Origin of the sequence: Salinicola sp. JS01, assembly GCF_030284585.1 — a bacterium.
Taxonomy (GTDB): domain Bacteria; phylum Pseudomonadota; class Gammaproteobacteria; order Pseudomonadales; family Halomonadaceae; genus Salinicola.
The window spans coordinates 2,507,199-2,530,576 of the sequence record NZ_CP127244.1 but is presented as its reverse complement, the minus strand read 5'-3'; the positions used below and the strand labels follow the sequence as shown (position 1 = coordinate 2,530,576).

General features: G+C 67.5%; 17 protein-coding genes. 12 read left to right on the top strand and 5 right to left on the bottom strand.

What is annotated here, in order from left to right; translation table 11 throughout:
- Positions 1-256 precede the first annotated feature (256 nt).
- From QO259_RS11615 to sucD, 5 genes are all read left to right on the top strand, one after another.
- A complete protein-coding gene (locus QO259_RS11615; RefSeq protein ID WP_207031042.1) occupies positions 257-3,094 on the top strand; it encodes a 2-oxoglutarate dehydrogenase E1 component in 2,838 nt (945 codons plus the stop codon).
- A 51-nt stretch (positions 3,095-3,145) separates the two neighbouring features.
- A complete protein-coding gene (gene odhB, locus QO259_RS11610) occupies positions 3,146-4,738 on the top strand; it encodes a 2-oxoglutarate dehydrogenase complex dihydrolipoyllysine-residue succinyltransferase (RefSeq protein WP_233076488.1) in 1,593 nt (530 codons plus the stop codon).
- A 69-nt stretch (positions 4,739-4,807) separates the two neighbouring features.
- Entirely contained in the window at positions 4,808-6,259 is a 1,452-nt protein-coding gene (lpdA, locus tag QO259_RS11605; RefSeq protein ID WP_035470657.1) for a dihydrolipoyl dehydrogenase, read from the top strand.
- 118 nt (positions 6,260-6,377) lie between these two features.
- Positions 6,378-7,544: an ADP-forming succinate--CoA ligase subunit beta gene (gene sucC / locus QO259_RS11600; RefSeq protein ID WP_035470658.1), complete on the top strand. Its 1,167-nt coding sequence runs from the start codon at positions 6,378-6,380 to the stop codon at positions 7,542-7,544.
- The gene (gene sucD / locus QO259_RS11595) at positions 7,544-8,416 is read left to right on the top strand and encodes a succinate--CoA ligase subunit alpha (RefSeq protein WP_207031038.1); all 873 of its coding nucleotides are present in this window, start codon (positions 7,544-7,546) and stop codon (positions 8,414-8,416) included. Before sucC ends, sucD begins: the two co-directional genes overlap by 1 nt.
- A gap of 228 nt (positions 8,417-8,644) precedes the next feature.
- On the opposite strand, the gene gpgF is transcribed toward sucD, so the two are convergent.
- The 5 genes from gpgF to QO259_RS11570 all read right to left on the bottom strand — a co-directional run bounded on the left by gpgF (position 8,645) and on the right by QO259_RS11570 (position 14,458).
- Positions 8,645-9,646 carry a glucosaminyl phosphatidylglycerol flippase gene (gpgF, locus tag QO259_RS11590; protein WP_207031037.1) on the bottom strand — a complete coding sequence of 334 codons (1,002 nt, stop codon included), beginning with the start codon at positions 9,644-9,646 and terminating at the stop codon, positions 8,645-8,647.
- Entirely contained in the window at positions 9,643-10,434 is a 792-nt protein-coding gene (gene gpgD, locus QO259_RS11585; RefSeq protein ID WP_285950093.1) for an N-acetylglucosaminyl phosphatidylglycerol deacetylase, read from the bottom strand. The genes gpgF and gpgD overlap by 4 nt, the downstream gene beginning before the upstream one ends.
- Complete coding sequence (gene gpgS, locus QO259_RS11580; protein ID WP_285950092.1) at positions 10,427-11,560, bottom strand: N-acetylglucosaminyl phosphatidylglycerol synthase; 1,134 nt, start codon at positions 11,558-11,560, stop codon at positions 10,427-10,429. The genes gpgD and gpgS overlap by 8 nt, the downstream gene beginning before the upstream one ends.
- A 219-nt stretch (positions 11,561-11,779) precedes the next feature.
- Entirely contained in the window at positions 11,780-13,720 is a 1,941-nt protein-coding gene (locus QO259_RS11575; RefSeq protein ID WP_285950091.1) for an exoribonuclease II, read from the bottom strand.
- A 105-nt stretch (positions 13,721-13,825) separates the two neighbouring features.
- The gene (locus tag QO259_RS11570; protein WP_285950090.1) at positions 13,826-14,458 is read right to left on the bottom strand and encodes an SDR family oxidoreductase; all 633 of its coding nucleotides are present in this window, start codon (positions 14,456-14,458) and stop codon (positions 13,826-13,828) included.
- Positions 14,459-14,635: 177 nt separating this feature from the next.
- Here QO259_RS11570 and QO259_RS11565 point away from each other — a divergent pair, with 177 nt between their 5' ends.
- From QO259_RS11565 to QO259_RS11535, 7 genes are all read left to right on the top strand, one after another.
- The gene (locus QO259_RS11565; RefSeq protein WP_285950089.1) at positions 14,636-15,370 is read left to right on the top strand and encodes a GntR family transcriptional regulator; all 735 of its coding nucleotides are present in this window, start codon (positions 14,636-14,638) and stop codon (positions 15,368-15,370) included.
- Positions 15,371-15,401: 31 nt separating this feature from the next.
- Positions 15,402-15,659: a hypothetical protein gene (locus tag QO259_RS11560; RefSeq protein WP_285950088.1), complete on the top strand. Its 258-nt coding sequence runs from the start codon at positions 15,402-15,404 to the stop codon at positions 15,657-15,659.
- The gene (locus tag QO259_RS11555) at positions 15,620-16,537 is read left to right on the top strand and encodes an N-acetylglucosamine-6-phosphate deacetylase (protein WP_285950087.1); all 918 of its coding nucleotides are present in this window, start codon (positions 15,620-15,622) and stop codon (positions 16,535-16,537) included. Before QO259_RS11560 ends, QO259_RS11555 begins: the two co-directional genes overlap by 40 nt.
- Positions 16,528-17,547 carry an SIS domain-containing protein gene (locus QO259_RS11550; protein WP_285950086.1) on the top strand — a complete coding sequence of 340 codons (1,020 nt, stop codon included), beginning with the start codon at positions 16,528-16,530 and terminating at the stop codon, positions 17,545-17,547. Before QO259_RS11555 ends, QO259_RS11550 begins: the two co-directional genes overlap by 10 nt.
- Positions 17,548-17,807: 260 nt before the next feature.
- Complete coding sequence (gene ptsP / locus QO259_RS11545) at positions 17,808-20,534, top strand: phosphoenolpyruvate--protein phosphotransferase (protein WP_285950085.1); 2,727 nt, start codon at positions 17,808-17,810, stop codon at positions 20,532-20,534.
- 65 nt (positions 20,535-20,599) lie between these two features.
- A complete protein-coding gene (nagE, locus tag QO259_RS11540; protein ID WP_285950084.1) occupies positions 20,600-22,288 on the top strand; it encodes an N-acetylglucosamine-specific PTS transporter subunit IIBC in 1,689 nt (562 codons plus the stop codon).
- 185 nt (positions 22,289-22,473) lie between these two features.
- Complete coding sequence (locus tag QO259_RS11535; RefSeq protein ID WP_285950083.1) at positions 22,474-23,274, top strand: Cof-type HAD-IIB family hydrolase; 801 nt, start codon at positions 22,474-22,476, stop codon at positions 23,272-23,274.
- The last annotated feature ends 104 nt before the right edge of the window (positions 23,275-23,378 follow it).

The following is a 23,378-nucleotide window of genomic DNA, read 5'->3' as shown; positions in this document are numbered from 1 at the left end:
CGGGTGCGGGCATCTACGACTTAAATCGTAGCGCGCGGCTTGTTATCATGTGCCGCGCTCGCCGGCTGCGACACGGTGTCGCAGCCGAGCCGACTATCAGAATGCTGGCCGGTGCCTCGTGCACCGGCTTTTAACGATCATGACGCCGCTTCGCCTACATGGTCGTTACGCCGTCTCGCGACGGTGACGGAGTGACGCCGTGACGCAGATCGCGACCGGCGCCGACAACACCCCATCAGTGCAGGGTGAACGAGATATGCAAGAAGGCATAATGGAGTTGATGTGGCGCACTTCCCACATGAGCGGCGGTAACGCTCACTACGTGGAAGCGCTCTACGAGCAGTACCTGAACGATCCCTCGACCGTGCCCGACGAGTGGCGCCAGGCCTTCGATCAGTTGCCCCGGTTGGAAGGTACCCCCGCTCATGATGTCCCCCTGAGCCCCATCCGGGAGCAGTTCTATCAGCTGGCGCGCGAGCGTCGTCCCGGGCAAGCCGCCCCCAGTACCGCCGGCAGCAGCGAGAATCGCAAGCAGGTCAAGGTACTGCAGCTGATCAACGCCTACCGCTTCCGTGGCCACCAGCGCGCTGACATCGATCCCCTCGGTCTGCGCCAGGCCGAGACCGTGCCTGACCTCGATCTCTCCTTCCACGACCTCACCCAGGCCGACATGAACACCGTGTTCCAGACCGGTTCGTTCTTCCTGGGCAAGGACGAGGCACCGCTCAAGGAGATCGTCGAGGCGTTGGATCAGACCTACTGCCGGTCGATCGGCTGTGAGTTCATGCACATCGTCAACACCGAAGAGAAGCGCTGGCTGCAGCAGCGTTTCGAGTCGGTGCGCTCCAAGCCCAAGTACAGCCAGAGCGATCGCGAGCATCTGCTCGAGCGCCTCACCGCCGCCGAAGGGCTGGAGAGCTATCTCGCCTCCAAGTACCCCGGCACCAAGCGCTTCGGACTGGAAGGCGGTGAGTCCTTCATCCCGATGATGGACGAGGTGATCCAGCGTAGTGGCACCTACGGCGTCAAGGAAGTGGTCATCGGCATGGCCCACCGTGGCCGCCTCAACCTGCTGGTCAACATCCTCGGCAAGAGCCCGTCTGAGCTGATCGATGAATTCGACGGCAAGAAGCAGCTCGAGCGCGGTTCCGGTGACGTCAAGTATCACCAGGGCTTCAGCTCCAACGTCATGACCCCGGGCGGCGAAGTGCACCTGGCGCTGGCCTTCAACCCCTCCCACCTGGAGATCGTTTCTCCAGTGGTCGAAGGGTCGGTGCGCGCCCGCCAGGACCGTCGCGACGACGTCGATGGCGAGCAGGTGCTGCCGGTGGTGATCCACGGCGACGCTGCTTTCGCCGGTCAGGGCGTGGTCATGGAGACCTTCCAGATGTCGCAGACCCGCGGTTACAAGACCGGCGGCACGCTGCACATCGTGATCAACAACCAGGTCGGTTTCACCACCTCGCGGCCCGACGACGCGCGCTCCACCGAATACTGCACCGACATCGCCAAGATGGTTCAGGCGCCGATCTTCCACGTCAACGGTGACGACCCGGAAGCGGTGCTGCATGCGACCCAGGTGGCGGTGGACTATCGCAAGGCGTTCAAGCGCGACGTGGTCATCGATCTGGTCTGCTATCGTCGGCGCGGTCACAACGAAGCCGACGAGCCCTCCGGCACCCAGCCGCTGATGTACGCCAAGATCAAGTCGCACAAGTCGACGCGCACGCTCTACGTCGAGCAACTGATCGAAGAGGGCGTGCTCACCGAGGAGCAGGCCAAGCAGATGGGCGAGCAGTATCGCGATGATCTGCTGGCCGGCAATCACGTGGCCAACGCCCTGGTGAAACAGCCCAACACCGGTCTGTTCGTCGACTGGACGCCGTACCTGGGCCACGAGTGGAGCGGTGACACCGACACCAGCTGCGACCTCGAGCACCTGCGCCAGCTGGCGCAGAAGATGAGCGAGATCCCCAACGGGGTCGAGGTTCAGCGTCAGGTTTCACGGGTCTACGAAGAGCGTCGCAAGATGCTCGCCGGCAACCAGCCGCTCAACTGGGGCTTTGCCGAGACCCTGGCCTACGCCACTCTGGTCGACGCCGACCATCCGGTGCGGCTGACCGGCCAGGACGCCGGCCGCGGGACCTTCTCCCACCGCCACGCCGTGGTCCACAACCAGGAAGACGGCTCGACCTACATTCCGCTGCAGCACATCAAGGAAGGGCAGCCGAACTTCACCATCCACGACTCCTTCCTCTCGGAGGAGGCGGTGCTGGCGTTCGAGTACGGCTACGCTACCACCACGCCCAATGCGCTGATCATCTGGGAGGCCCAGTTCGGGGACTTCTTCAACGGCGCCCAGGTCGTGGTCGACCAGTTCATCTCCTCGGGCGAGTCGAAGTGGGCGCGCCTGTGCGGGCTGACGCTGCTGCTGCCGCACGGTTACGAAGGCCAGGGGCCGGAGCACTCCTCCGCGCGCCTCGAGCGCTTCCTGCAGCTGTGCGCCGAGCACAACATGCAGGTGTGCGTGCCGACCACCCCGGCGCAGATCTTCCATCTGCTGCGGCGCCAGGTGATCCGTCCGCTGCGCAAGCCGCTGATCGTGATGTCGCCCAAGAGTCTGCTGCGTCACAAGGATGCCACGTCGACCATGGAAGAGCTGTCCGACGGCCGCTTCCAGATGGTCATCCCGGACGTCGGCGAGCGCGATCCGCAGGCGGTCAAGCGGGCAGTCATCTGCTCGGGCAAGGTCTACTACGATCTCGCCAGCTACCGTGCCGAGAACCAGCGCGACGATACCGCGATCATTCGTGTCGAGCAGCTCTACCCCTTCCCCAAGGAAGAACTGTTCGACGCGCTCAAGGCCTTTCCGAACCTGGAACAGGTCGTCTGGTGTCAGGAAGAGCCGCTCAACCAGGGCGCCTGGTATCAGAGCCAGCATCATCTTCGCCTGGTGGCGAGCATGGTGCGCGAAGGGTTGGACCACAGCCTCAAGTTCGCGGGTCGTCCGGCATCCGCCGCGCCCGCCGCGGGCTACATGTCGGTCCATGTGGCACAACAGAGCCAGCTGGTCGACGACGCCTTCAACGCCTGAGGCGCCATGCTGCCGGAACAGATGCGACAGAGAAGAGATTAAGGATACGACATGGCTACTGATATCAAAGCGCCGACTTTCCCCGAATCCGTTGCCGAGGGAACCGTTGCCACCTGGCACAAGAAGGTGGGCGACAGCGTCGAGCGCGATGAACTGATCGTCGAGATCGAGACCGACAAGGTGGTTCTGGAAGTGGTGGCGCCGGAAGCCGGCACGCTCTCCGAGATCAAGATCGAAGAGGGTGACACCTGCGAGTCCGAGCAGGTGCTGGGCGTGCTCGGCGCCGCCGGCGAAGGTGGCAAGGGCGGCGAAGCCAAGTCTGGTGACACCAAGGCCGACGACGCCAAGTCCAGCGACACCAAGTCCGACGATGCCAAGGGCGACGACAAGTCGTCTGCCAAGAAGCCGGCCGGCGGCGGCAAGCAGCACGATGTCAAGGCGCCGAGCTTCCCGGAGTCGGTACAGGAAGGCACCGTCGCCAGCTGGACCAAGAAGGTCGGCGAAGCGGTCAAGCGCGATGAGGTGCTGGCTGAGATCGAGACCGACAAGGTCGTGCTGGAAGTGGTCGCGCCGGCCGATGGCGCCCTAGCCGAGATCAAGGTCCAGGAGGGCGAGCAGGTCGAATCCGAGGCCCTGCTGGCGGTGTTCAGCGAAGGTGCCGAGGGTGGTGCCAGCGATGACGCGCCCGCCGAGCAGGCCTCCAGCGACGACGACGGCGAGGCGGATGCCAAGGTCGACGGCAAGATCCTCGCGCCGGCAGCGCGCAAGCTGGCGGCCGAGAACGATCTCGATGTGGCCAAGATCGAAGGCACCGGCAAGGGCGGTCGTGTCCTGAAGGAAGACGTGCAGAAGGCCATCGACAGCGGCTCCGCCAAGAAGTCCGCCGCACCCAAGGCCGACAAGCCGGCCGGCGGCGCCAAGGCCGCACCGGCGGTCGAGGGCGAGCGTCCCGAGCAGCGCGTGCCGATGAGCCGTCTGCGTCAGACCATCGCCAAGCGTCTGGTCCAGGCCCAGCAGACCGCGGCCATGCTCACCACCTACAACGAGGTGGACATGAGCGCGGTGATGGCCCTGCGCAGCCAGTACAAGGACACCTTCCAGAAGGCCCACGACGTCAAGCTCGGTTTCATGGGCTTCTTCGTCAAGGCGGCGACCGAAGCGCTCAAGCGCTTCCCCGACGTCAACGCCTCGATCGACGGCACCGACATCGTCTATCACGGCTACCAGGACATCGGCGTCGCCGTCTCCACCCCGCGGGGCCTGGTGGTGCCGGTCCTGCGTGATACCGACAGCATGAAGCTGGCCGACATCGAGAAGGCGATCGGCGACTTCGGTAGCCGCGGTCGTGACGGCAAGCTCGGCATCGAAGACATGCAGGGCGGTACCTTCACCATCACCAACGGCGGTATCTTCGGCTCGCTGATGTCGACGCCGATCCTCAACCCGCCGCAGACCGCGATCCTGGGCATGCACAAGATCCAGGAGCGCCCGATGGCGGTCAACGGCAAGGTCGAGATTCGCCCGATGATGTATCTGGCGGTCTCCTACGACCACCGCATGATCGACGGCAAGGATGCGGTCCAGTTCCTGGTGGCGATCAAGTCGCTGCTCGAGGATCCGGCGCGTCTGCTGCTGGACATCTGACCGCCCGACATCCGGATCCGCCGGGGCGCGCCCCGGCGGATGGCACACGAGACGAACAGGAAATCTTTCATGGCCGATAAATTCGATGTGATCGTCATTGGCGCCGGCCCTGGCGGCTACGTGGCCGCGATCCGCGCCGCACAACTGGGCCTCAAGACGGCCTGTGTCGAGAAGTGGGTGAACAAGGAAGGCAAGACCGTCCACGGCGGCACCTGCCTCAACGTGGGCTGTATCCCGTCCAAGGCGCTGCTCGAGACGTCGCACAAGTTCGTCGAGACGCGCGATCACTATGCCGAGATCGGCATCAACGTCGGCGACGTCGCCACCGACGTCAAGAAGATGATGGAGTTCAAGAACAGCGTCATCGCCAAGAACACCGGCGGTATCAGCATGCTGTTCAAGTCCAACGGCGTCACCGCGCTGGAAGGTACCGGCAAGCTGCTCGACGGCAAGCAGGTCGAAGTGACCGGCCACGACGGCAAGAGCCAGACCTACACTGCCGACAACGTCATCATCGCTTCCGGCTCGGTGCCGGTGAACATTCCACCGGCGCCGATGACCGATGACATCATCGTCGACTCCGCCGGTGCGCTCGAATTCAGTGAAGCGCCCAAGCGCCTGGGCGTGATCGGGGCCGGCGTCATCGGTCTCGAGCTGGGCAGCGTGTGGAGCCGTCTGGGCAGTGAAGTGACCGTGCTCGAAGCGCTCGACAGCTTCCTGCCGATGGTCGATCAGGCGATCTCCAAGGAGACCCTGAAGCTGCTCAAGAAGCAGGGTCTGGACATCAAGCTGGGCGCGCGCGTCACCGGCTCCGAGGTCAAGGGCAAGGGCGACAAGCGTGAAGTCGTGGTCCAGTACACCGACAGCGACGGCGACCAGGAGCAGACCTTCGACAAGCTGATCGTGTGTGTCGGCCGCAAGCCCTACACCGACAAGCTGCTCGACGATGGCGCCGGCGTGAAGCTCGACGAGCGCGGCTTCATCTTCGTCGACGACCAGTGCCGTACCAGCGTCTCCGGCGTCTACGCCATCGGTGACGTGGTGCGCGGCCCGATGCTGGCGCACAAGGCCTCGGAAGAGGGCGTGATGGTCGCCGACATCATCGCCGGCCAGAAGCCGGAGATGAACTACGACACCATCCCCAGCGTCATCTACACCGCGCCGGAAGTGGCCTGGGTCGGCATGAACGAGCAGCAGGCCAAGGAGCAGGGGATCGAGGTCAGCACCGGTACCTTCCCGTTCTCCGCCAGCGGCCGGGCGCTCGCCAACAACGCCCCGGAAGGCATGGTCAAGGTCGTCGCCGACGCCAAGACCGATCGCATCCTCGGCGTGCATATCCTCGGCCAGCACGCCGGCGAACTGATCGCCCAGGGCGTCATCGCCATGGAGTTCGGCTCCAGCGCCGAGGATCTGGCCCTGACCTGCTTCGCTCACCCGACACTTTCCGAAGCGGTCCACGAAGCGGCGCTGGCCGTCGACGGTCACGCCATTCACATGGCCAACCGCAAGAAGCGCAAGTAAGTTCTATTATTCGCGCGTCTTGCCAGAGGTGCCGTTCTGGTTTCGGAGCGGCACGGGGGCGGGGGCCTTTCAGCGGCCCCTGCCATTCGAGTCACATGCAACCTAATGGCATGAATCGATGAACCTTCACGAGTATCAGGGCAAGCAACTGTTTGCCGATTACGGTCTTCCGGTGTCCAAAGGCTTCGCCGTCGACACCCCCGAAGAAGCGGCACAGGCCTGCAAGAAAATCGGTGGCGACAAGTGGGTCGTCAAGGCCCAGGTCCATGCCGGCGGTCGCGGCAAGGCCGGCGGTGTCAAGCTGGTCGAGAGCCCGGAAGCCGCCAAGGCGTTCGCCGAGCAGTGGCTGGGCAAGAACCTGGTGACCTACCAGACCGACGAAAAAGGTCAGCCGGTCGCCAAGATTCTGGTCGAGAACTGCACCGACATCGCCAGCGAACTCTACCTGGGTGCGGTGGTCGATCGCGCCACTCGTCGCGTGGTCTTCATGGCCTCCACCGAGGGCGGTGTCGAGATCGAGAAGGTCGCCGAGGAGACGCCCGAGAAGATCCTCAAGGCCGAGATCGATCCGCTGGTCGGCGCACAGCCGTACCAGGCGCGTGAGCTGGCTTTCCAGCTGGGCCTGAACAAGGACCAGATCAAGCAGTTCACCAAGATCTTCCTGGGTCTCTCCAAGCTGTTCCACGACAAGGATCTGGCCCTGCTGGAGATCAACCCGCTGGTGATCACCGACGAAGGCAACCTCCACTGCCTCGACGCCAAGATCAACCTGGACGCCAACGCCCTCTACCGTCACCCGGACCTGCAGGCGATGCGCGATCCGTCGCAGGAAGACGAGCGCGAAGCCCATGCCCAGGAGTGGGAGCTCAACTACGTCGCGCTCGACGGTAACATCGGCTGCATGGTCAACGGTGCCGGTCTGGCCATGGGTACCATGGACATCGTCAACCTGAACGGCGGCAGCCCGGCCAACTTCCTCGACGTCGGTGGCGGCGCGACCAAGGAGCGGGTGGCGGAAGCGTTCAAGATCATTCTCTCCGACACCAACGTCAAGGCCGTGCTGGTCAACATCTTCGGCGGCATCGTGCGTTGCGACATGATCGCCGAAGGCATCATCGGTGCCGTCGAGCAGGTCGGCGTCAACGTGCCGGTGGTGGTGCGTCTGGAAGGTAACAACGCCGAGCTGGGTGCCGAGAAGCTGGCCTCCAGCGGTCTGAACATCATCGCTGCTACCAGCCTGACTGACGCGGCTCAGCAGGTCGTCAAAGCGGCGGAGGGCAAGTAATGAGTATCCTGATCGACAAGAGCACCAAGGTCATCTGCCAGGGCTTCACCGGTGGCCAGGGGACCTTCCACTCCGAGCAGGCGATCGCCTACGGCACCAACATGGTCGGCGGCGTCACCCCGGGCAAGGGCGGCCAGGAGCACCTGGGCCTGCCGGTGTTCAACACCGTCAAGGAAGCGGTCGAGCAGACCGGCGCCGAGGCCAGCGTGATCTACGTGCCCGCTGCTTTCTGCAAGGACTCGATCCTCGAAGCCGCCAACGCCGGCATCAAGCTGATCGTGTGCATCACCGAAGGTATCCCGACGCTGGACATGCTCGACGTCAAGGTCAAGTGTGACGAGCTGGGCGTGCGCCTGATCGGCCCCAACTGCCCCGGCGTGATCACCCCGGGTGAGACCAAGATCGGCATCATGCCGGGTCACATCCACAAGCCGGGCAAGGTCGGTATCGTATCGCGCTCCGGCACTCTGACCTACGAAGCGGTCAAGCAGACCACCGATCACGGCTTCGGCCAGTCCACCTGCGTGGGCATCGGCGGCGACCCGATTCCGGGGTCCACCTTCATCGACATCCTCGAGATGTTCGAGAAGGATCCGCAGACCGAAGCGATCGTGATGATCGGCGAGATCGGCGGCACCGCCGAAGAGGAAGCTGCGGCCTACATCAAGGCCAACGTCTCCAAGCCGGTGGTCTCCTACATCGCTGGTGTCACCGCCCCTCCGGGCAAGCGCATGGGCCACGCCGGTGCGATCATCTCCGGTGGCAAGGGCACCGCGGACGAGAAATTCGCCGCGCTGGAAGACGCCGGGGTCAAGACCGTGCGTTCGCTCGCCGAGATCGGTGATGCGCTGAAAGCCGTTACCGGCTGGTAATCGCTTCACGGCGCGCAGCTTGCGCTGCGACGACGGCCCGCCAGGCACTGCCTGTCGGGCCGTTTGCGTTATGGGTCGGCTATATCGGAGATCGATCGCCGGCGGCGCTGGGCGCCATTAGTTGACTGGCAAACAGAGCGTGGCTGGGAAACAGTGCGACGAGCTTGGCCCCGGCAATCTCCCGGGCGCTAGATCAGGCCTGTGCGGCGCCGATCACGGCAGCGGCGCTCAGCGCCGCTGCTGGCGGCGCGCCATCATGCGCAAAAAGGCGCGGCCGGCGGTGGCGAGAAAGATCGGGAAGCCGGCCAGCAGATAGAAGTAGTAGGTGACGAAGCGCCAGATCAGCACCGAGGCGGCCGCTGCCTGGGCGCCGATCAGCGGCGTCAGCAGTGCCGAGGAGGTGAGTTCGGCACCGCCGGCGCCCCCGGGCAAAAAGCTCAGCTGGCCGGCGGCCATCGATACCATCTGCACCAGGAAGGTCCAGGCCCAGTCGATATGCTGCCCCAGCCCCTGTACCACCAGGAACAGTACGCTGTAGCGCACCAGCCAGTGGGCGCAGCAGAGCAGGAAGATGGCGAACAGCAGCCAGCGCGGCAGGCGCAGGGTCTCGACCAGCGAATTGCGAAAGTGCAGCAGACGCCGCGCCAGACCGAAGCGCGAGCGGCGCTTGACGTTGAGCTTCTCGAGCCAGCGCCCGGTCACCTGCATCACCCGGTTGTAGTGGCTCAGCGTCAGCCACAGGATCGCCAGCGCGCTGACCAGCAGCGTCGTGGGCAGGCCCACCAGCCAGCCCAGCTGCAGATCGACCGCTTCGATCAGCACATAGGCGGCGACGCCGACCAGGCCGGAGAGGAAGAACAGCAGGTCGGTGAGCTGGTCGACGGCAAAGATCGCCGAGGATTGCGCCGGGCGCACTCCGCGCCGGGCGAGCAGGCCGAGCAGAGTCAGCGGCCCGCCGGTACCACCCGGGGTGGCACAGATGGCGAATTCGGTGGCCATCACGATCGAGAAGGCGCGCGCCTGGGACAGCTTGCCGGCGCGCCCGGCCAGCAGCAGGCGCAGGCGCAGGGCGTTGAGATTCCAGCACACAAAGATCATGCCCAGCATCAGCAGCAGCGTGGAGGTGGGAAAGCCGCGCAGCTCGGTGACGATACCTCGCCCGCCGATCAGCAGGGGAATCGCCAGTGCTGCCACCAGGCCCAGCACCAGACACCAGATGATCCGTTTCATGCCGCCGAACGATCCTTGCGCATGGCGAGGTCGGGGGCGTGATGATCCAGCCAGTGCTGCTTGGTCACCGCCTGGCGTCCTTCACCCATGAGCTGTTCCACCAGCCGATACCAGTAGTCGTAGGAGACGCGGTAGCGCATGTCGACCGGATGCAGGGCCAGGCGCAGCAGTGCGGCCTGCTTGAAGCGGCGCTGCTGGACGGCACTGACCACCCGCGACATGCCGCGTCGCCAGGCACTGCGCGCGCTCCAGACGATACTCGGCGCCTTGATCGGCTCGAAACCGGGCAAGCGGTAGAGCTGCTGCGGGTCACTGGTGTAGGTGAAGGGGCGCTGGCGCAGCGCGACACGGGTGCCCTGGCTCATCAGCCAGGCCGGTGCCACGAAGCCGCCGTGGGGCCAGCCACAGGCGTCGAACTGCGCCATGCCGTCGTCGAGCAGGGCGCCGGCGGTGGCCTGGTCGAGGGTATAGAACTCCCCCTCCCAGGTGTAGATGCGGCGCATGTAGAAGTCGTGCAGGGTGCGCGGTCGGGGCGCATCGTCACGGTGAAAGTAGCCGTGCAGCACCAGTTCGTCGCCGCGGGCGAGGCGGCTGTCCAGGACCCGGCGCAGCTCGTCGCTATAGCGGCATGCGCCGCGACCGTGGAAGTCGGGTACTACCAGCCAGGTGATGGGAATCGGGCCGAGACGCTCGCTCAGACGGTCGATCGCCTCGACGAAGCCCTGGTAGTCGGGCCAGGTCTCCGGGGCGATGTCGTGCAGGACCAGGGAAAAATGCCGTTCAACCATGCTGCGACCCATGCTGCGCTGCCGTGGCGCTGGTGGTGGCATTGGTCAGGCGGCGATAGTGCGTGAGCAGGCCATCGATGACGATGTCCCAGTCGTGGTGGCGCTCGACGTAGCGCCGCGCGCGGCGTCCGGCCTGTTCGGCATCCTGCTGGGTGAACAGTTCGCGCACCGCGCGGGCCATGTCGGCAGGGGAGTGCGGCTCGCTGAGCAGGCCGCAGCCCAGCGGTACGTTCTCGGCCAGCGCGCCGGCGCGCGCGGCGATCACCGGAATGCCGCTGGCCATCGCTTCCAGCGCGACCAGGCCGAAGGTCTCCTGGGTGCCGGCGTGAACCAGGGCGTCGCTGGAGGCGAGCCAGCCGGCAACTTCCTCGGTCGGGGTATAGCGATCGATCACGCTGACGTTGTCCGGCGTCTGGCTGGGCATGCTGGGGCCGACCAGCAGCAGGTGATAGCCCTTGCCCAGTTGACGCGCCATCTCCAGCAGGTGATGCAGGTTCTTCTCGCGCGAGCCGCGACCGACGAAGATCAGAAGCTTGGTGTCGTCGTCGAGGCCGAGCTTGGCGCGCAGCGCCGGATCGCGAAAACGCGGATGGAAGCTCTCGAGATCCACGCCCAGCGGCTGTACCGCGACCTGCTCGATCCCCAGTCGGGTCAGCCGCTCGGCCATCACTCGGCTGGGCGCCAGCACCTGATCGAAACGGCGGTAGAGGCGATAGACATAGCGCTCGACCAGGCGGTCGGTGCCGCTGCCGAGGCGGTTGCTGATCAGGCGCGGCAGGTCCGAGTGGTAAAAGCCGACCACCGGTACGTCGAGCTGGCGCCCGGCATCGAGCGCTGCCCAGCCGGTGACGTAGGGGTCGCCCGCTTCGATGATGTCCGGCTTGACCCGCAGGAGCTCGCGTTTCCAGCCGCGACGGCGCAGCGGAAAGCGATAGCCCTGGCTGAACGGCAGCGGCGGCGAGGGGACTTCGTAGACGCCGTCATGGGAGACGCGCTCGGCGCCGGGAATCAGCAGGCTGCAGGTGACCCCGGGAAGTTTGGCCAGGCGCCGGTGCTTGGCGTCGAGGTAGGTACGGACCCCGCCACTGGCAGGGGCATAGAACATCGTGACGTCGGCAATATGCAACGAGCCGCTCCTCTAAAAAACGATCCCTGTCGATACGGCGCATTCCCGAGAATGGCGATGACGCCAGAAAAGACCGGATGACGGAGTGCCGGCGGATCGCTCGCGCCGCGCGTTGAAGGTCTTTCCTAGACAGCAGTATATCGCGTCGCTGTCACAGGGTGTTCACACCATGGTGGTAGCCTGAGTGCGCCATCCCTGGCGCACGCGGCTCGGTTCGTGTCACTCGGCGGGTGTCGCCACCAGCGAGCGGGTCGCTTCGCGCGCCTCGACGAGCTTGACGCGCAGCGTGCCGCCCAGTTGATAGCGCGGCTCGCCGGCGATCTGGATGCGGCCTTCCTTGTCGTCGATCGCCACCTGATTGCGGTCGCTGTGCAGCATCGGCGCGGGAATGAAAGCGGTGGCGCCGTTGGCGCTCAGCCGGACGCGCATGCCACCGCGGCGGATATCGATGATATCGGCGTCGTACACCGTGCCTTGATCCAGGAACTGCCCCAGATAGCGCACGTAGAGCCAGTCTTTGACGTCGCGCTCGGCCATTCGGTTCAGTCGGCGGCGTTCGGTCAGCTGCTCGGTCAGCCGCTGGCTGGCTTCCGCCGGCGCCGCTTCACCCTTGAGCACGCGCTTGATCAGGCGATGATTGACCATGTCGCCGTACTTGCGGATCGGCGAGGTCCAGGTGGCGTAGGCAGGCAGGCCCAGGCCGAAGTGGGGGCCGGGGCGGGCCGACATGTTGGTGTAACCCTGGAAGCGGCGCAGGCGGGCGTCGAGCCAGGCGTCCTCGCGGCTGTCCAGCGCCCGGCGCAGCTCGCGGTAGCGCGGCAGCTCGCTGAGCTGTTCGCGTTCCACCTCGATCCCCTGGGCGGCGAGGAACTCCAGCGCCGGGTCGAGCTTCTCCGGCTCGAAGGCGTGGTGGACGTTGAAGATACCGTGCCCCACTTCCCGCGACAGCAGGTCGGCGCAGCAGGCGTTGGCGACGATCATCGCCTCTTCGATCATGCGCTGGCCGGTGCGGCGGGTCTCGGTACGGATAGCGAGCACGTTGCCGGCGTCGTCGAGATCGAAGACGTAGTCGGGGCGATCCTTGAACACCAGCGTGTTCTGTTCGCGCCAGGCCGACCGGGCCTGGGCCAGGTCGCGCAGGGCCTCGAGCTGGGGCGCGACCGCCGCCGCCGGTGTCTCGGCGTTATCCACGCCTTCGAGCCAGTCGGAGACGTCGTCGTAGACCAGCCGCGCCTGGGAGCGGATGGTCGCGGCGAAGAAGCGATATTCGCCGAGGGTGCCGTCGCGTCCCACCTGCAGGCGGCAGGCGAGCACCGGACGCTCGACGTCGGGCTTGAGCGAGCACAGATCGTCGGCCAGCGCCTCCGGCAGCATGGTCACGTTCTGACCCGGCAGGTAGACGGTGAAGGCGCGGGTGCGCGCTTCCTGATCGGCCGGGTGGGTCTCGTCGACATAGGCGGTGGGGTCGGCGATGGCGACGGTCAGGGTCCAGCCGTCGTCGCTGGTCTCGACGCGCAGGGCGTCGTCCATGTCGCGGGTCTTCTCACCGTCGATGGTGAAGAACGGCTCGGCGGTGAGGTCTTCGCGCTCGAGACCCTCTTCCTGCAGCGGCCAGGAATCCGCCGCCGGCGGGCACTCCTGCTCCAGCGCATGGCGCGCCAGGGTCACCCGCCACGGCACGGCAGGGTCGTCGCGCTTGACCACCAGCTCGTCGATCTGGGTGAAAAAGCCGCGGTCGTCGGCACGCAGCGGATGGCGCACCAGACGTGCCACGACCCAGTCGCCGTCGGCGATGCTGGCCTCGTCGAGGGAGCGCTTGATGCGCGCCTTGAGCGGCTGGTTGATCGAGGGATGGTCGGGGATTACCGCCAGGCGGCCCTCGCGCAGCTGCACGCGGGCGATGAAGCGATCGAGAGAGGCTTCGATCAGCTTCTCCGGTTCGGCCTGCTTCTTGTCGCCATCCTCCTTGATCGCGGCCTCGATACGGTCGCCGTGCAGAACCTGCTTCATGGCGGGCGGGGGAATGAAGTAGGAGGTCCCGTCCTCGGTCTCGAGGAAACCGAAGCCCTTGTCGGTGGCTTTGATCGTGCCCTGGGCACGCGGGGTCTGGGCGCGGATGTTTTGCTTCAGCTGGGCCAGAAGAGCGTTGTTCTGCAGCATCGTATCGAATCGGTCGTTGGGCGAGAGCGCCACTATACGGATTCCCGCCTTTTCACGCCAATCCGCCACGCCGCCCCCAGGCCCCCGGCCGGCGTGGCTGGGGCTTCAGCTCGCGCTCATCGCCTCGGCGATCGGGGTGTCGCCCGCCAGTAGCACATACTCGCGCGCCGGGGCGGGGTGCCCGAGCACCGCCAGGGCAACGCTGGCGACGTCGTCGCGTGATATCTCGCCGCTGGCCGCAGCCGCCTGCGACAGCGCGACGCGGCCGCGGCCCGGTTCATCGGTGAGACGCCCCGGGCGCAGTACCGTCCAGTCGAGTTCGCTGGACATCAGGTAGGCGTCGGCGGCGCGCTTGGCGACCAGATAGGGCTGCAGCTTCTCGGGTCCTGCCAGCGGGTCGACGTGCAGCGTGGAAACCATCACGAAGCGTCGGATGCCGGCTTTGCGTGCCTCGTCCACCGCGCGCATGGCGCCATTGAGATCGATCATCAGGGTGCGGTCGAGTCCGGTGGACGCGCCGGAGCCGGCGGTGAACAGCACCGCGTCGCAGCCCTCGAAAGCGTCTGTCATGTCGCCGGCGAGATCGCCGATCACGCTCTCGACGCCCAGTTCGTCGAAGAAAGCCTGCTGGGAGGTGTCGCGCAGCATCGCCCGCACCGGCGCGCCCTGGGCGGCGGCCTGCTGGCAGAAGCGGCGGCCGATCTGGCCGTTGGCACCGATGACCAGTGTCTTGCTCATCTCATGTCTCCTTGCTGTCGTGATGACGTGCTTGATGACGTTTTGGGTCTATCTCCGAGCATGGCAGAGGATGCGTGATACGACCAAAGTGGGGGCTGGTGAAGTGGTATTGCAGTGGTTATGTTAGTGGTATTGAACTGGTATCCATCCTGACGCCTAACCCTGGAATAACGCGCCATGCCGTCGTCACTCTCCCGCCTGCAGCTCGATGCCTCGCGCGCCACGCCGCTCTATCGGCAGCTGGCGCAGCAGCTGATCGAAGCGATCGAGTCGGGTGACTGGGAGGCGGGCGAGGCGCTGCCCTCCGAACGGGTACTGGCGGAGACGCTGGACATTTCCCGCATCACCGCGCGCAAGGCGCTCGACCGGTTGGTGGCGCTGGGGCTGATCCAGCGCAGCCGCGGCTCGGGCACCTTCATCGCTCCCCGGCTCAACCAGTCACTGACCCGGCTCACCAGTTTCACCGAGTTGCTGGTGCAGCGCGGACATCGCCCCAGCTCGCGCTGGCTCGAGCGGCGTCTGGGCGTACCCACGGCGGAAGAGGGGCTGCGCCTGGGGCTGACTGCGGACAGCCGGGTGGCGCGGTTGAAGCGTCTGCGCCTGGCCGACGACGTGGTGGTGGCGGTGGAGGAGAGCTGCCTGCCGCTGAGCGTGGTGGCTGACCCGCAGGCGGTCGAGCACTCGCTCTACCGCTATCTCGAGAGTCAGGGCACCCCGGTGGTGCGGGCGCTGCAGCACGTCTCTGCGTGCAACGCCGACGCCGAGCTGGCGGCGCTGGCCGAGGTCGCCGAGTCCCAGGCGCTGCTGGTAATGACGCGTCTGGGCTATCTGGCGGACGGACGCGCGGCTGAGCTGACCGTCACCTACTGCCGCACCGACTACTACGACTTCATGGTGGAACTGACGCAGTGATGCCGGCGGCGGCATCACCCGAGGAGAGTACATGCTGTACGGTAACATCCTGACCCCGGAGGGCTGGCGCCTGGGCTGGCTGCGCTGGCAGGCAGGGCGGGTGACGGCGATCGACGGCGAGGCGGTCGACCCCAACGACAACGCGCATCCGCGGCTGCTGCCCGGGTTCGTCGACCTGCACGTGCATGGCGGCGGCGGTGCCGACGCCATGGAGGGGGCGAGGCCGCGGCGACCCTGGCACGCACCCATGTGCGCTTCGGCACTACCAGCCTGCTGGTCACGACCATGACCGCACCGGCGGCGGAGATCGAGCGCGCCCTGCGCGATGCCGCTGAGTGGATCGCTGCGCCCCCCGAGCGCGCCGCGCGCCTGCTCGGGGTCCATCTGGAAGGGCCCTATATCAACCCCGGCAAGCTCGGCGCTCAACCGCCCTGCGCGCGCCCCGGGGTGATCGCGGAGGTCGAGGCGCTTTTGGCGCTGGCACCGATCCGGCTGTTGACCCTGGCCCCGGAGCTCTCCGGGCATGCCGAGCTGATCCGCCATCTGGACGGGCGCGGCGTGCGGGTGCAGATGGGGCACTCGCTGGGCAGCTACGAAGAGGGCGTGGCGGGGCTCGCCCACGGTGCCCGTGGCTTCACGCACCTGTTCAACGCCATGAGCGGCCTGCACCACCGCAAGCCGGGCATGGTCGGTGCCGCCCTGGCCCATGCCGAGTACGCCGAGATCATCCCCGACCTGCTGCACGTGCACCCGGGGGCGATCCGCGCCGCGCTGCGCTGCATTCCGCGGCTCTACGCGGTGACCGATTCCACCGCGGCGGCGGGCATGCCCGACGGCGAGTATCGGCTTGGCGCGCAGCGCGTCACTAAGTGTCTGGGCGGGGTGCGCCTGGCCGATGGCACGCTCGCCGGCAGCACCCTGACCATGGATCAGGCGCTGCGCAATCTGGTCGCCATCGGTCTCGATCTGGCCGATGCCGCCCAGCGGCTGTCGCGCTTCCCCGCGGAGTTTCTCGGCGAGCACGAGATCGGCCGGCTCGCCCCCGGCGCCCACGCCGACGTGGCGGTGATGAGCGCCGATCTCGATCTCGACGCCGTCTATGTCGGCGGCGAATGTGTTCACCGCCGCGATGCGGCGCCTACCGCGGAGACAGACCCATGTCGCTGATGCTGGAAGAGGCGCTGAGCGCGCCGCAACGCCTGCGCGAGCAGTGGCAGGCCAATGCCGCCACGGTGGCCGCGCTGGGGCGCGAGCTGCGCGCCGCGGATCTACATGGGGCCGTGACCGTGGCCCGTGGCAGCTCCGATCACGCGGCGGCCTACTTCGCCTATCTCGGCATGAAGCGCCTCGGGCTGCCGATCGCCTCGATTCCGCCGTCGCTGACCACCCTCGCCGGGACGCCGTGGCGGGTCTCCGGGCAGCTGGCATTGGCGATCTCGCAGTCCGGGGCGAGCCCCGATCTGATCGCTACCCAGCGCGCGCTGGCCGCGGGCGGGGCGCGCACCCTGGCGCTGGTCAACGCCCCCGACGCCGAGCTGGCGTCGGTCTCGCAGCACCACCTGGGCCTGCATGCCGGGGTCGAGCGCAGCGTGGCCGCGACCAAGAGCTATCTCGCGACTCTGGCCGCCACGGCGCATCTGATCGCGACGTGGCAGGGCGACCCTGAGTTGCTGCGTGCCCTCGAGCGGCTACCCGAGCGGCTGGAAAGCGCCGCCGCCTGCGATTGGCAAGCCGCGGTGGAGGCATTGAGCGGCGCCGATCGGCTGCTTGTGATCGGGCGCGGGGTGGGGCTCGCCGTCGCCCAGGAGGCGGCGCTCAAGTTCAAGGAGACCTGCGGCATTCAGGCCGAGGCGTTCAGTGCCGCCGAGGTCAAGCACGGCCCGATGGCGCTGATCGAACCCGGCTACCCGGTGCTGGTATTGGCACCACCGGGGCCGGATCAGGCCGGCCTGCTCGACCTGGCGGCGTGGCTGCGCGGAGTCGGCGCGCGGGTGCTGCTGGCGGCGGACGCCAGCGTCGCCGGGCGCGAGCTGGACGTGAGTGACGCCGGTCACGACGATCTACAGCCGCTGGCGGTGATCCAGAGCTTCTACGTCATGGCGGCGCGTCTGGCGGTGGCCCGGGGCGGGGATCCCGATCGTCCGCGGCACCTGCAGAAGGTGACCCGAACACTCTAGGTTTTGTACGAAAACTACCTGCGCTCGGCAATACGGCGTTAAAAATCGGCTGGATCGCCAGCCCGGTCAAAATGCTCATTTACACCCCGTAAACTCCGCGTTTTCGCCAATTTTTGCCTTGTCTTGCCTTCGCTCGCTGACTTTTCGCACAAAACCTAATTTTACGCTCGGTCGCCTCCCCGTCGCCCCCATTCACTATCTCGGGTGGGGGCGCGGACAGGCGCCATCCATTCATGCTTTGACACGCCGCCGGAGGTCTCATGGCTGCTTCTCCTCACATGCTCAGTGCGCCCTTGCGAGGCCTGGTGGTGGCGCTCGGTGAGCTACCCGATCCGGTCTTCGCCGCCGAGGCCCTGGGGCCCGGGATTGCGCTCGATCCGCTCGACGACGCCCTTCACGCTCCCTGCGACGGCGAGGTGATCCAGTGCGCGCGCACGCGCCATGCGCTGACCCTGCGCGACGCTGCCGGTGGCGAGTGGCTGTTGCACCTGGGACTCGATACCGTCGATCTGGCCGGCGACGGCTTCAGCCTGCTGGTCGCCGAGGGGGAGCGGGTCAGCGCCGGCACGCCGCTGCTGCGCTTCGACGCCGACCGGGTGGCGCGCCAGGCCAGAGCGCTGTTGACACCGATCGTGCTGACCAACGCCGTGGACCAGCGCCTCGAGCTGCTGGTGACCCCGGGGCAGGTGGTCGAGCGTGGCGAGCCGCTGCTGCTCTGCCATGGCGAGGCTGTCGCGGGCACAGACAGTGCGAGCGCCACTCAGGCGGTGAGTGATGCGGGGCGCGATGCGGCGAGTAGCGTCGATGAATGTACTGACGAATGTACTGGCGAAGGTACTGGCGAAGGTACTGGCGAATGTACCGACGAAGGCGCCGAGGCCCGCGGCGGGGCGACCGTCGCCGCCGCCAGCGGTATCCATGCACGCCCGGCGGCGCGTCTGCGTGCCATTGCCCGGGCGCACGACGTCGCCCTGCGGCTGGTGACAGCGGATGGCCGTGAGGCCGACGCCGCGAGTGTCAGCGCGCTGCTCAACCTGGGGCTGGTTCAGGGCAGTCGGGTGACCCTGGTGGCCCGGGGCGCGCAGCGTCAGGCGGCACTCGCCGCCGCCAGTGCGCTGCTGGGCGCCGAGGAGGCGTCTGATGTGTCCATGGCGCCCGAGGCCGTGTCCACGGCGCCCGACGCCGCGCCGACCGGGAACGTTTCCACGGCGCCCGAGACCGCGCCGCCGGTGAGCGGCGTGCGCCAACTGGAGGAGGGCTTGCTGCGGGGCATCAGCGCCAGCGCCGGGATCGCGATCGGTCCGCTGCGGCGCTACGACCCGCCGCTGCCGCGGGTCGCCGAGACGGCCGCCGACCCGGCGGCGGAGCGTCAGGCGCTGGCGGTGGCGCTGGAGACGGTCGCCGCGACGCTGGAAGCTGCCCGACGCTCGGCCGAGACCCAGGGGCAACAGGAGGAGGCGGAGATCTTCGACGCCCACCTGGCGTGGCTGGAAGACCCGGCGCTGCGCGCGGCGGCCGAGCGCCATATCAATGCGGGGCAGAGCGCCGGGCAGGGCTGGTACGCGGCCCTGCAGGCGGAGGTCGAGCGCCTGCGCCAGAGCGACAGCGCGCTGTTGGCGGCGCGCGTCGACGATCTGCGTGACCTGCAGCGGCGGGTGATGGTGGTGCTGGCGGCGGACAACGGTGCTGCGGAAGCCGCGGATGACGATCTCGATGGGGCGATTCTGATCGCCCGCGAGATGACGCCGTCGCAGTTCGTGGCCGTGGCCGGGCGTATCCAGGGGCTGTGTCTGGCCGCCGGGGGTGCCACTTCGCATCTGGCCATTCTCGCCCGGGCGCGGGGCATCCCCTGCGTGATGGGGCTGGGCGAGGCGCTGCTCCAGCTCGACGCCGAGCAGGCGGTGCTCGATGCCACCCGCGGCGTGCTCGAGCGCGCGCCCGACGCCGAGCGTTTGGCGGCGTTCGTGGCCGAACGTGAACGCCGCCAGGCACAGGCGCGCAGCGCGGCCGAGCAGGCCGGTGCGGCGGTGATCACCCGCGACGGTCGCCAGGTGCAGGTCGCGGCCAATGTCGGTTCGGCGGCGGAGGCGCAGGCCGCCGCGCGCGCGGGAGCCGATGGCGTGGGCCTGTTGCGCAGCGAGTTTCTGTTCCTGGGGCGCAGCGCAGCGCCGACCCGCGAGGCTCAGCGCCAAGAGTACGCCGCCGCGCTGGCCGCGCTCGGCGGCAAGCCGGTGATCGTGCGCCTGCTCGATATCGGCGCCGACAAGCAGCTCGACTATCTGAGCCTGCCGGCGGCCCCCAATCCGGCCCTGGGCGAGCGCGGTATCCGCCTGTGGCAGACCTTTCCCGAGCTGTTCGAGACCCAGCTCGATGCACTGCTGCTGGCAGGCAACGAGGCGCCGGCGGCGGACGCGGCGACGCCGCTGCAGCTGATGCTGCCGATGGTCAGCGATGTCGGTGAGCTGCGCTGGGTGCGCCAGCGTCTGGCGGCGCGTGCCGCTGCACTCGGGGTCGACCGACTGCCGGCCCTCGGGGTGATGATCGAGGTGCCGTCGGCGGCGCTGTGCGCCGCGAGCCTGGCCCGGGAGGCCGACTTCTTCTCCGTTGGCACCAACGACCTGACCCAGTACGCCCTGGCCATGGACCGCGAGGTGGCGGCGCTGGCGGCGCACTGTGACGTGCTCCATCCCGGCGTGCTGCGGCTGATCCAGGCCACCCTCGAGGGGGCCCGAGGCCGCTGCCCGGTCGGGGTGTGCGGAGCGGCCGCCGGCGATCCACTGGCGGCGGCGCTGCTGGTGGCGATGGGGGTCGACGAGCTGTCGCTGGAAGCCGCCGGCATCGCCGCTATCAAGGCCTGGCTGCGCGAGCTCGACGCCGCGGCCCTGGCCGCGCGGGTGCCGGAACTGCTGGCGCTGGACGACGGTGCGGCGGTGCGCGCGGCGCTGGCGGCGTGGCTCGATGCCTCGGCAACCGACGCACCGGCGTGACCCCGCGCCGAAGCCATATTCACACGCACTAACACTAGTACAAGCACAATAGCCAGGAGAGGGTCATGCTCCAGACGATGGGTATCCGGCTGATGGCCGGACTGCAGAAACTCGGGCGCTCGTTGATGCTGCCCATTGCCGTGCTGCCGGTGGCGGGGCTGCTGCTGCGCCTGGGCCAGCCCGACCTGCTCGACATCGGGTTCATCGCCAATGCCGGCAACGCGGTGTTCTCCCACCTGGCGCTGATCTTCGCCATCGGCGTGGCGGTGGGGTTCGCCGATGACGACAACGGTGCCGCCGGGCTGGCCGGAGTGGTCGGTTACCTGGTGCTGGAGGCGGTGCTCGAGACGCTCAATCCCGAGATCAACATGGGCGTGCTCGGCGGGATCATCATCGGTAGCGTGGCCGGGCTGCTCTACAATCGCTACAAGGCGATCAAGCTGCCGGACTATCTGGCGTTCTTCGGCGGGCGGCGCTTCATCCCCATCGTCACCGGGCTCTCCGCGGTGGCGCTCGGCGGGCTCTTCGGGATGATCTGGCCGCCGATCCAGCACGCCATCGACCAGCTCGGCCAGTGGCTGATCGATGCCGGCGATCTGGGGCTTTTCGTCTACGGCGTGCTCAATCGCATCCTGATCGTCACCGGCCTCCACCATGTGCTCAACAGCTTCGTGTGGTTCGTATTCGGCAGCTACGACGGTGCGACCGGTGACCTCAACCGCTTCTTCGCCGGCGACCCCAGTGCCGGCGGCTTCATGGCGGGCTTCTTCCCGGTGATGATGTTCGGGCTGCCGGCCGCGGCGCTGGCGATGTACCACGCTGCGCCGCGGGGCCGCCGCGCCCAGGTCGGCGGGCTGCTGCTGTCGCTGGCGCTGACCGCTTTCCTCACCGGGGTGACCGAGCCGATCGAGTTCTCGTTCATGTTCCTGGCGCCGCTGCTCTACGCCTTCCATGCGCTGATGACCGGCCTGTCGATGGCGCTGATGGATCTGCTCGGGGTCAAGCTCGGTTTCACCTTCTCCGCTGGCGCCTTCGACTATGCGCTCTCCTACGGGCTTTCGACCCACGGCTGGATGATGATCCCGGTGGGGCTGGCCTACTTCGCGCTCTACTACCTGGTGTTCCGCTGGGCCATCGCGCGCTTCGATCTACCCACGCCGGGGCGTGAGCCCGAGACGGCGAGCGCGACCGCGGCGACCCAGGCCGGCCCGCGCGGACCCGCGTTCGTCGAGGCTCTGGGCGGGGCGGCCAATCTGCTCAGCGTGGGCGCCTGCACCACGCGGTTGCGGCTGGTGACCAAAGAGGCGGAGTCCATCGACGAGGCGGCGCTCAAGGCGCTGGGCGCGCGTGGCATTCTGCGGCTGCGCGGCGGCGGGCTGCAGGTGATCCTGGGGCCGATCGCCGACGCCGTGGCCGACGATATCCGCAGCGCGCTGCGCCAGCAGGGGGCGGCTGTCGATGCCGCGCCGGGGCCCGCGGCGGGGGACGCGGAGCACGCCGCGCTGGCCACCGCCGAGCTCGATGCCGACTCCCGGGCGGCGTGGCTGGCGGTTGTGGGCGGACACGACAACCTGCGCCAGGTGAGCGTCGTCGCCACGACCCGGCTGCGCCTCGAACTGGCCGATCGTCGGCAGTTGGACGAAGCCACGCTGCGCGGACTGGGCGCCGCCGGGGTGCAGCGCTTCGCCGACGGTACCCTGCATGTGGTGATGGGGCCACAGGCGGCGGCCGTGGCCAGGAGTCTGGCTGACTGAGCCTCACGCGCGGCGCGACAGTGGTATCTTGGGGCGTGGACGATGCCTGCATCGCCCGCGCCGGGGTGTGGCGCTTTGCTCGCGCGTCGTAAGCGCTCAGTGAGCGCAGGCTGCGCTCGCACCCAGTCCCATCCGCCCGAGTCCCATCCGCCCGAGTCCCATTTGCCAGAGCTACAGGAGCGCTCATGCCCCCCTATCTGATTGCCAGCGATCTCGACAGCACGCTGCTCGACGCCGAGCACCGTGTCGCCGCGTTGACCCGCGAGACCCTGGCGCAACTGGTCGCGCGCGGCCACACCCTGGCGCTGGCCTCCGGGCGTCACCACCTCGATATCGCCTTGATCCGGCGCCAGCTCGAACTCCCCGCCTGGATCATCAGCAGCAACGGCGCCTGCGTATTCGATGCCGACGACCGCGTGGTCAGTGAACGCCCGGTACCGCCGGCGCTGGTGGAGGCGCTGGTGGCGCTGCCGCGGCCGGCGGCGGTGCGGCTCAATCTGTATACCCGCGAGCGCTGGCTGATCGACGCCGAGGCGCCGGAGCTGTTGCCGCTGCATGCGATGACCGGTTTCACCTACCAGGTCGATGCGCTGCGTGACCTGAGTCAGGAGGCGGTGAGCAAGGTGCTCTATATCGGCGAGCCGGCGCTGCTCGCGCCGCTCGAGCGCACGCTGCGCGAGCGCTACGGTGATGCCCTGCACATCACCTATTCGGCGGCCAATTCGCTAGAGGTGATGCAGCGCGGGGTCGACAAGGGCAGCGCGCTGGCGCAGACGCTGGCGGCGCTGGCGATGCCCGCTTCCCAGGCGCTGGCCTTCGGCGATAACTTCAACGACATTGAGATGCTGACGCTGGCGGGCAACGCCTTCGTGGTCGCCAATGCCCATCCCGAGGTGATCGCGCGGCTGCCCCGGGCGGAGCGCATCGGCGCCCATCACGAGGCGGCGGTGGCGCATACCCTGCGGCGTTTCTTCGCGCTCGACTGAGAGGGTGTTTACAAAATGCCTGCGCTCGACAATACGGCGTTAAAATCGGCCTCAAAATGCTCATTTACCCCGTGTAAACTCCGCTTTTTCGACCGATTTTGCCT

Bases quoted from the DNA above. Each gene is read 5' to 3' on its own strand.
- QO259_RS11570 (WP_285950090.1), bottom strand. From the start codon at position 14,458: ATGAGCAAGACACTGGTCATCGGTGCCAACGGCCAGATCGGCCGCCGC.
- sucC (WP_035470658.1), top strand. From the start codon at position 6,378: ATGAACCTTCACGAGTATCAGGGCAAGCAACTGTTTGCCGATTACGGT.
- sucD (WP_207031038.1), top strand. From the start codon at position 7,544: ATGAGTATCCTGATCGACAAGAGCACCAAGGTCATCTGCCAGGGCTTC.
- QO259_RS11560 (WP_285950088.1), top strand. From the start codon at position 15,402: ATGCTGTACGGTAACATCCTGACCCCGGAGGGCTGGCGCCTGGGCTGG.
- gpgD (WP_285950093.1), bottom strand. From the start codon at position 10,434: ATGGTTGAACGGCATTTTTCCCTGGTCCTGCACGACATCGCCCCGGAG.
- QO259_RS11550 (WP_285950086.1), top strand. From the start codon at position 16,528: ATGTCGCTGATGCTGGAAGAGGCGCTGAGCGCGCCGCAACGCCTGCGC.
- QO259_RS11615 (WP_207031042.1), top strand. From the start codon at position 257: ATGCAAGAAGGCATAATGGAGTTGATGTGGCGCACTTCCCACATGAGC.
- odhB (WP_233076488.1), top strand. From the start codon at position 3,146: ATGGCTACTGATATCAAAGCGCCGACTTTCCCCGAATCCGTTGCCGAG.
- ptsP (WP_285950085.1), top strand. From the start codon at position 17,808: ATGGCTGCTTCTCCTCACATGCTCAGTGCGCCCTTGCGAGGCCTGGTG.
- gpgF (WP_207031037.1), bottom strand. From the start codon at position 9,646: ATGAAACGGATCATCTGGTGTCTGGTGCTGGGCCTGGTGGCAGCACTG.
- lpdA (WP_035470657.1), top strand. From the start codon at position 4,808: ATGGCCGATAAATTCGATGTGATCGTCATTGGCGCCGGCCCTGGCGGC.
- QO259_RS11565 (WP_285950089.1), top strand. From the start codon at position 14,636: ATGCCGTCGTCACTCTCCCGCCTGCAGCTCGATGCCTCGCGCGCCACG.
- nagE (WP_285950084.1), top strand. From the start codon at position 20,600: ATGCTCCAGACGATGGGTATCCGGCTGATGGCCGGACTGCAGAAACTC.
- QO259_RS11575 (WP_285950091.1), bottom strand. From the start codon at position 13,720: ATGCTGCAGAACAACGCTCTTCTGGCCCAGCTGAAGCAAAACATCCGC.
- QO259_RS11535 (WP_285950083.1), top strand. From the start codon at position 22,474: ATGCCCCCCTATCTGATTGCCAGCGATCTCGACAGCACGCTGCTCGAC.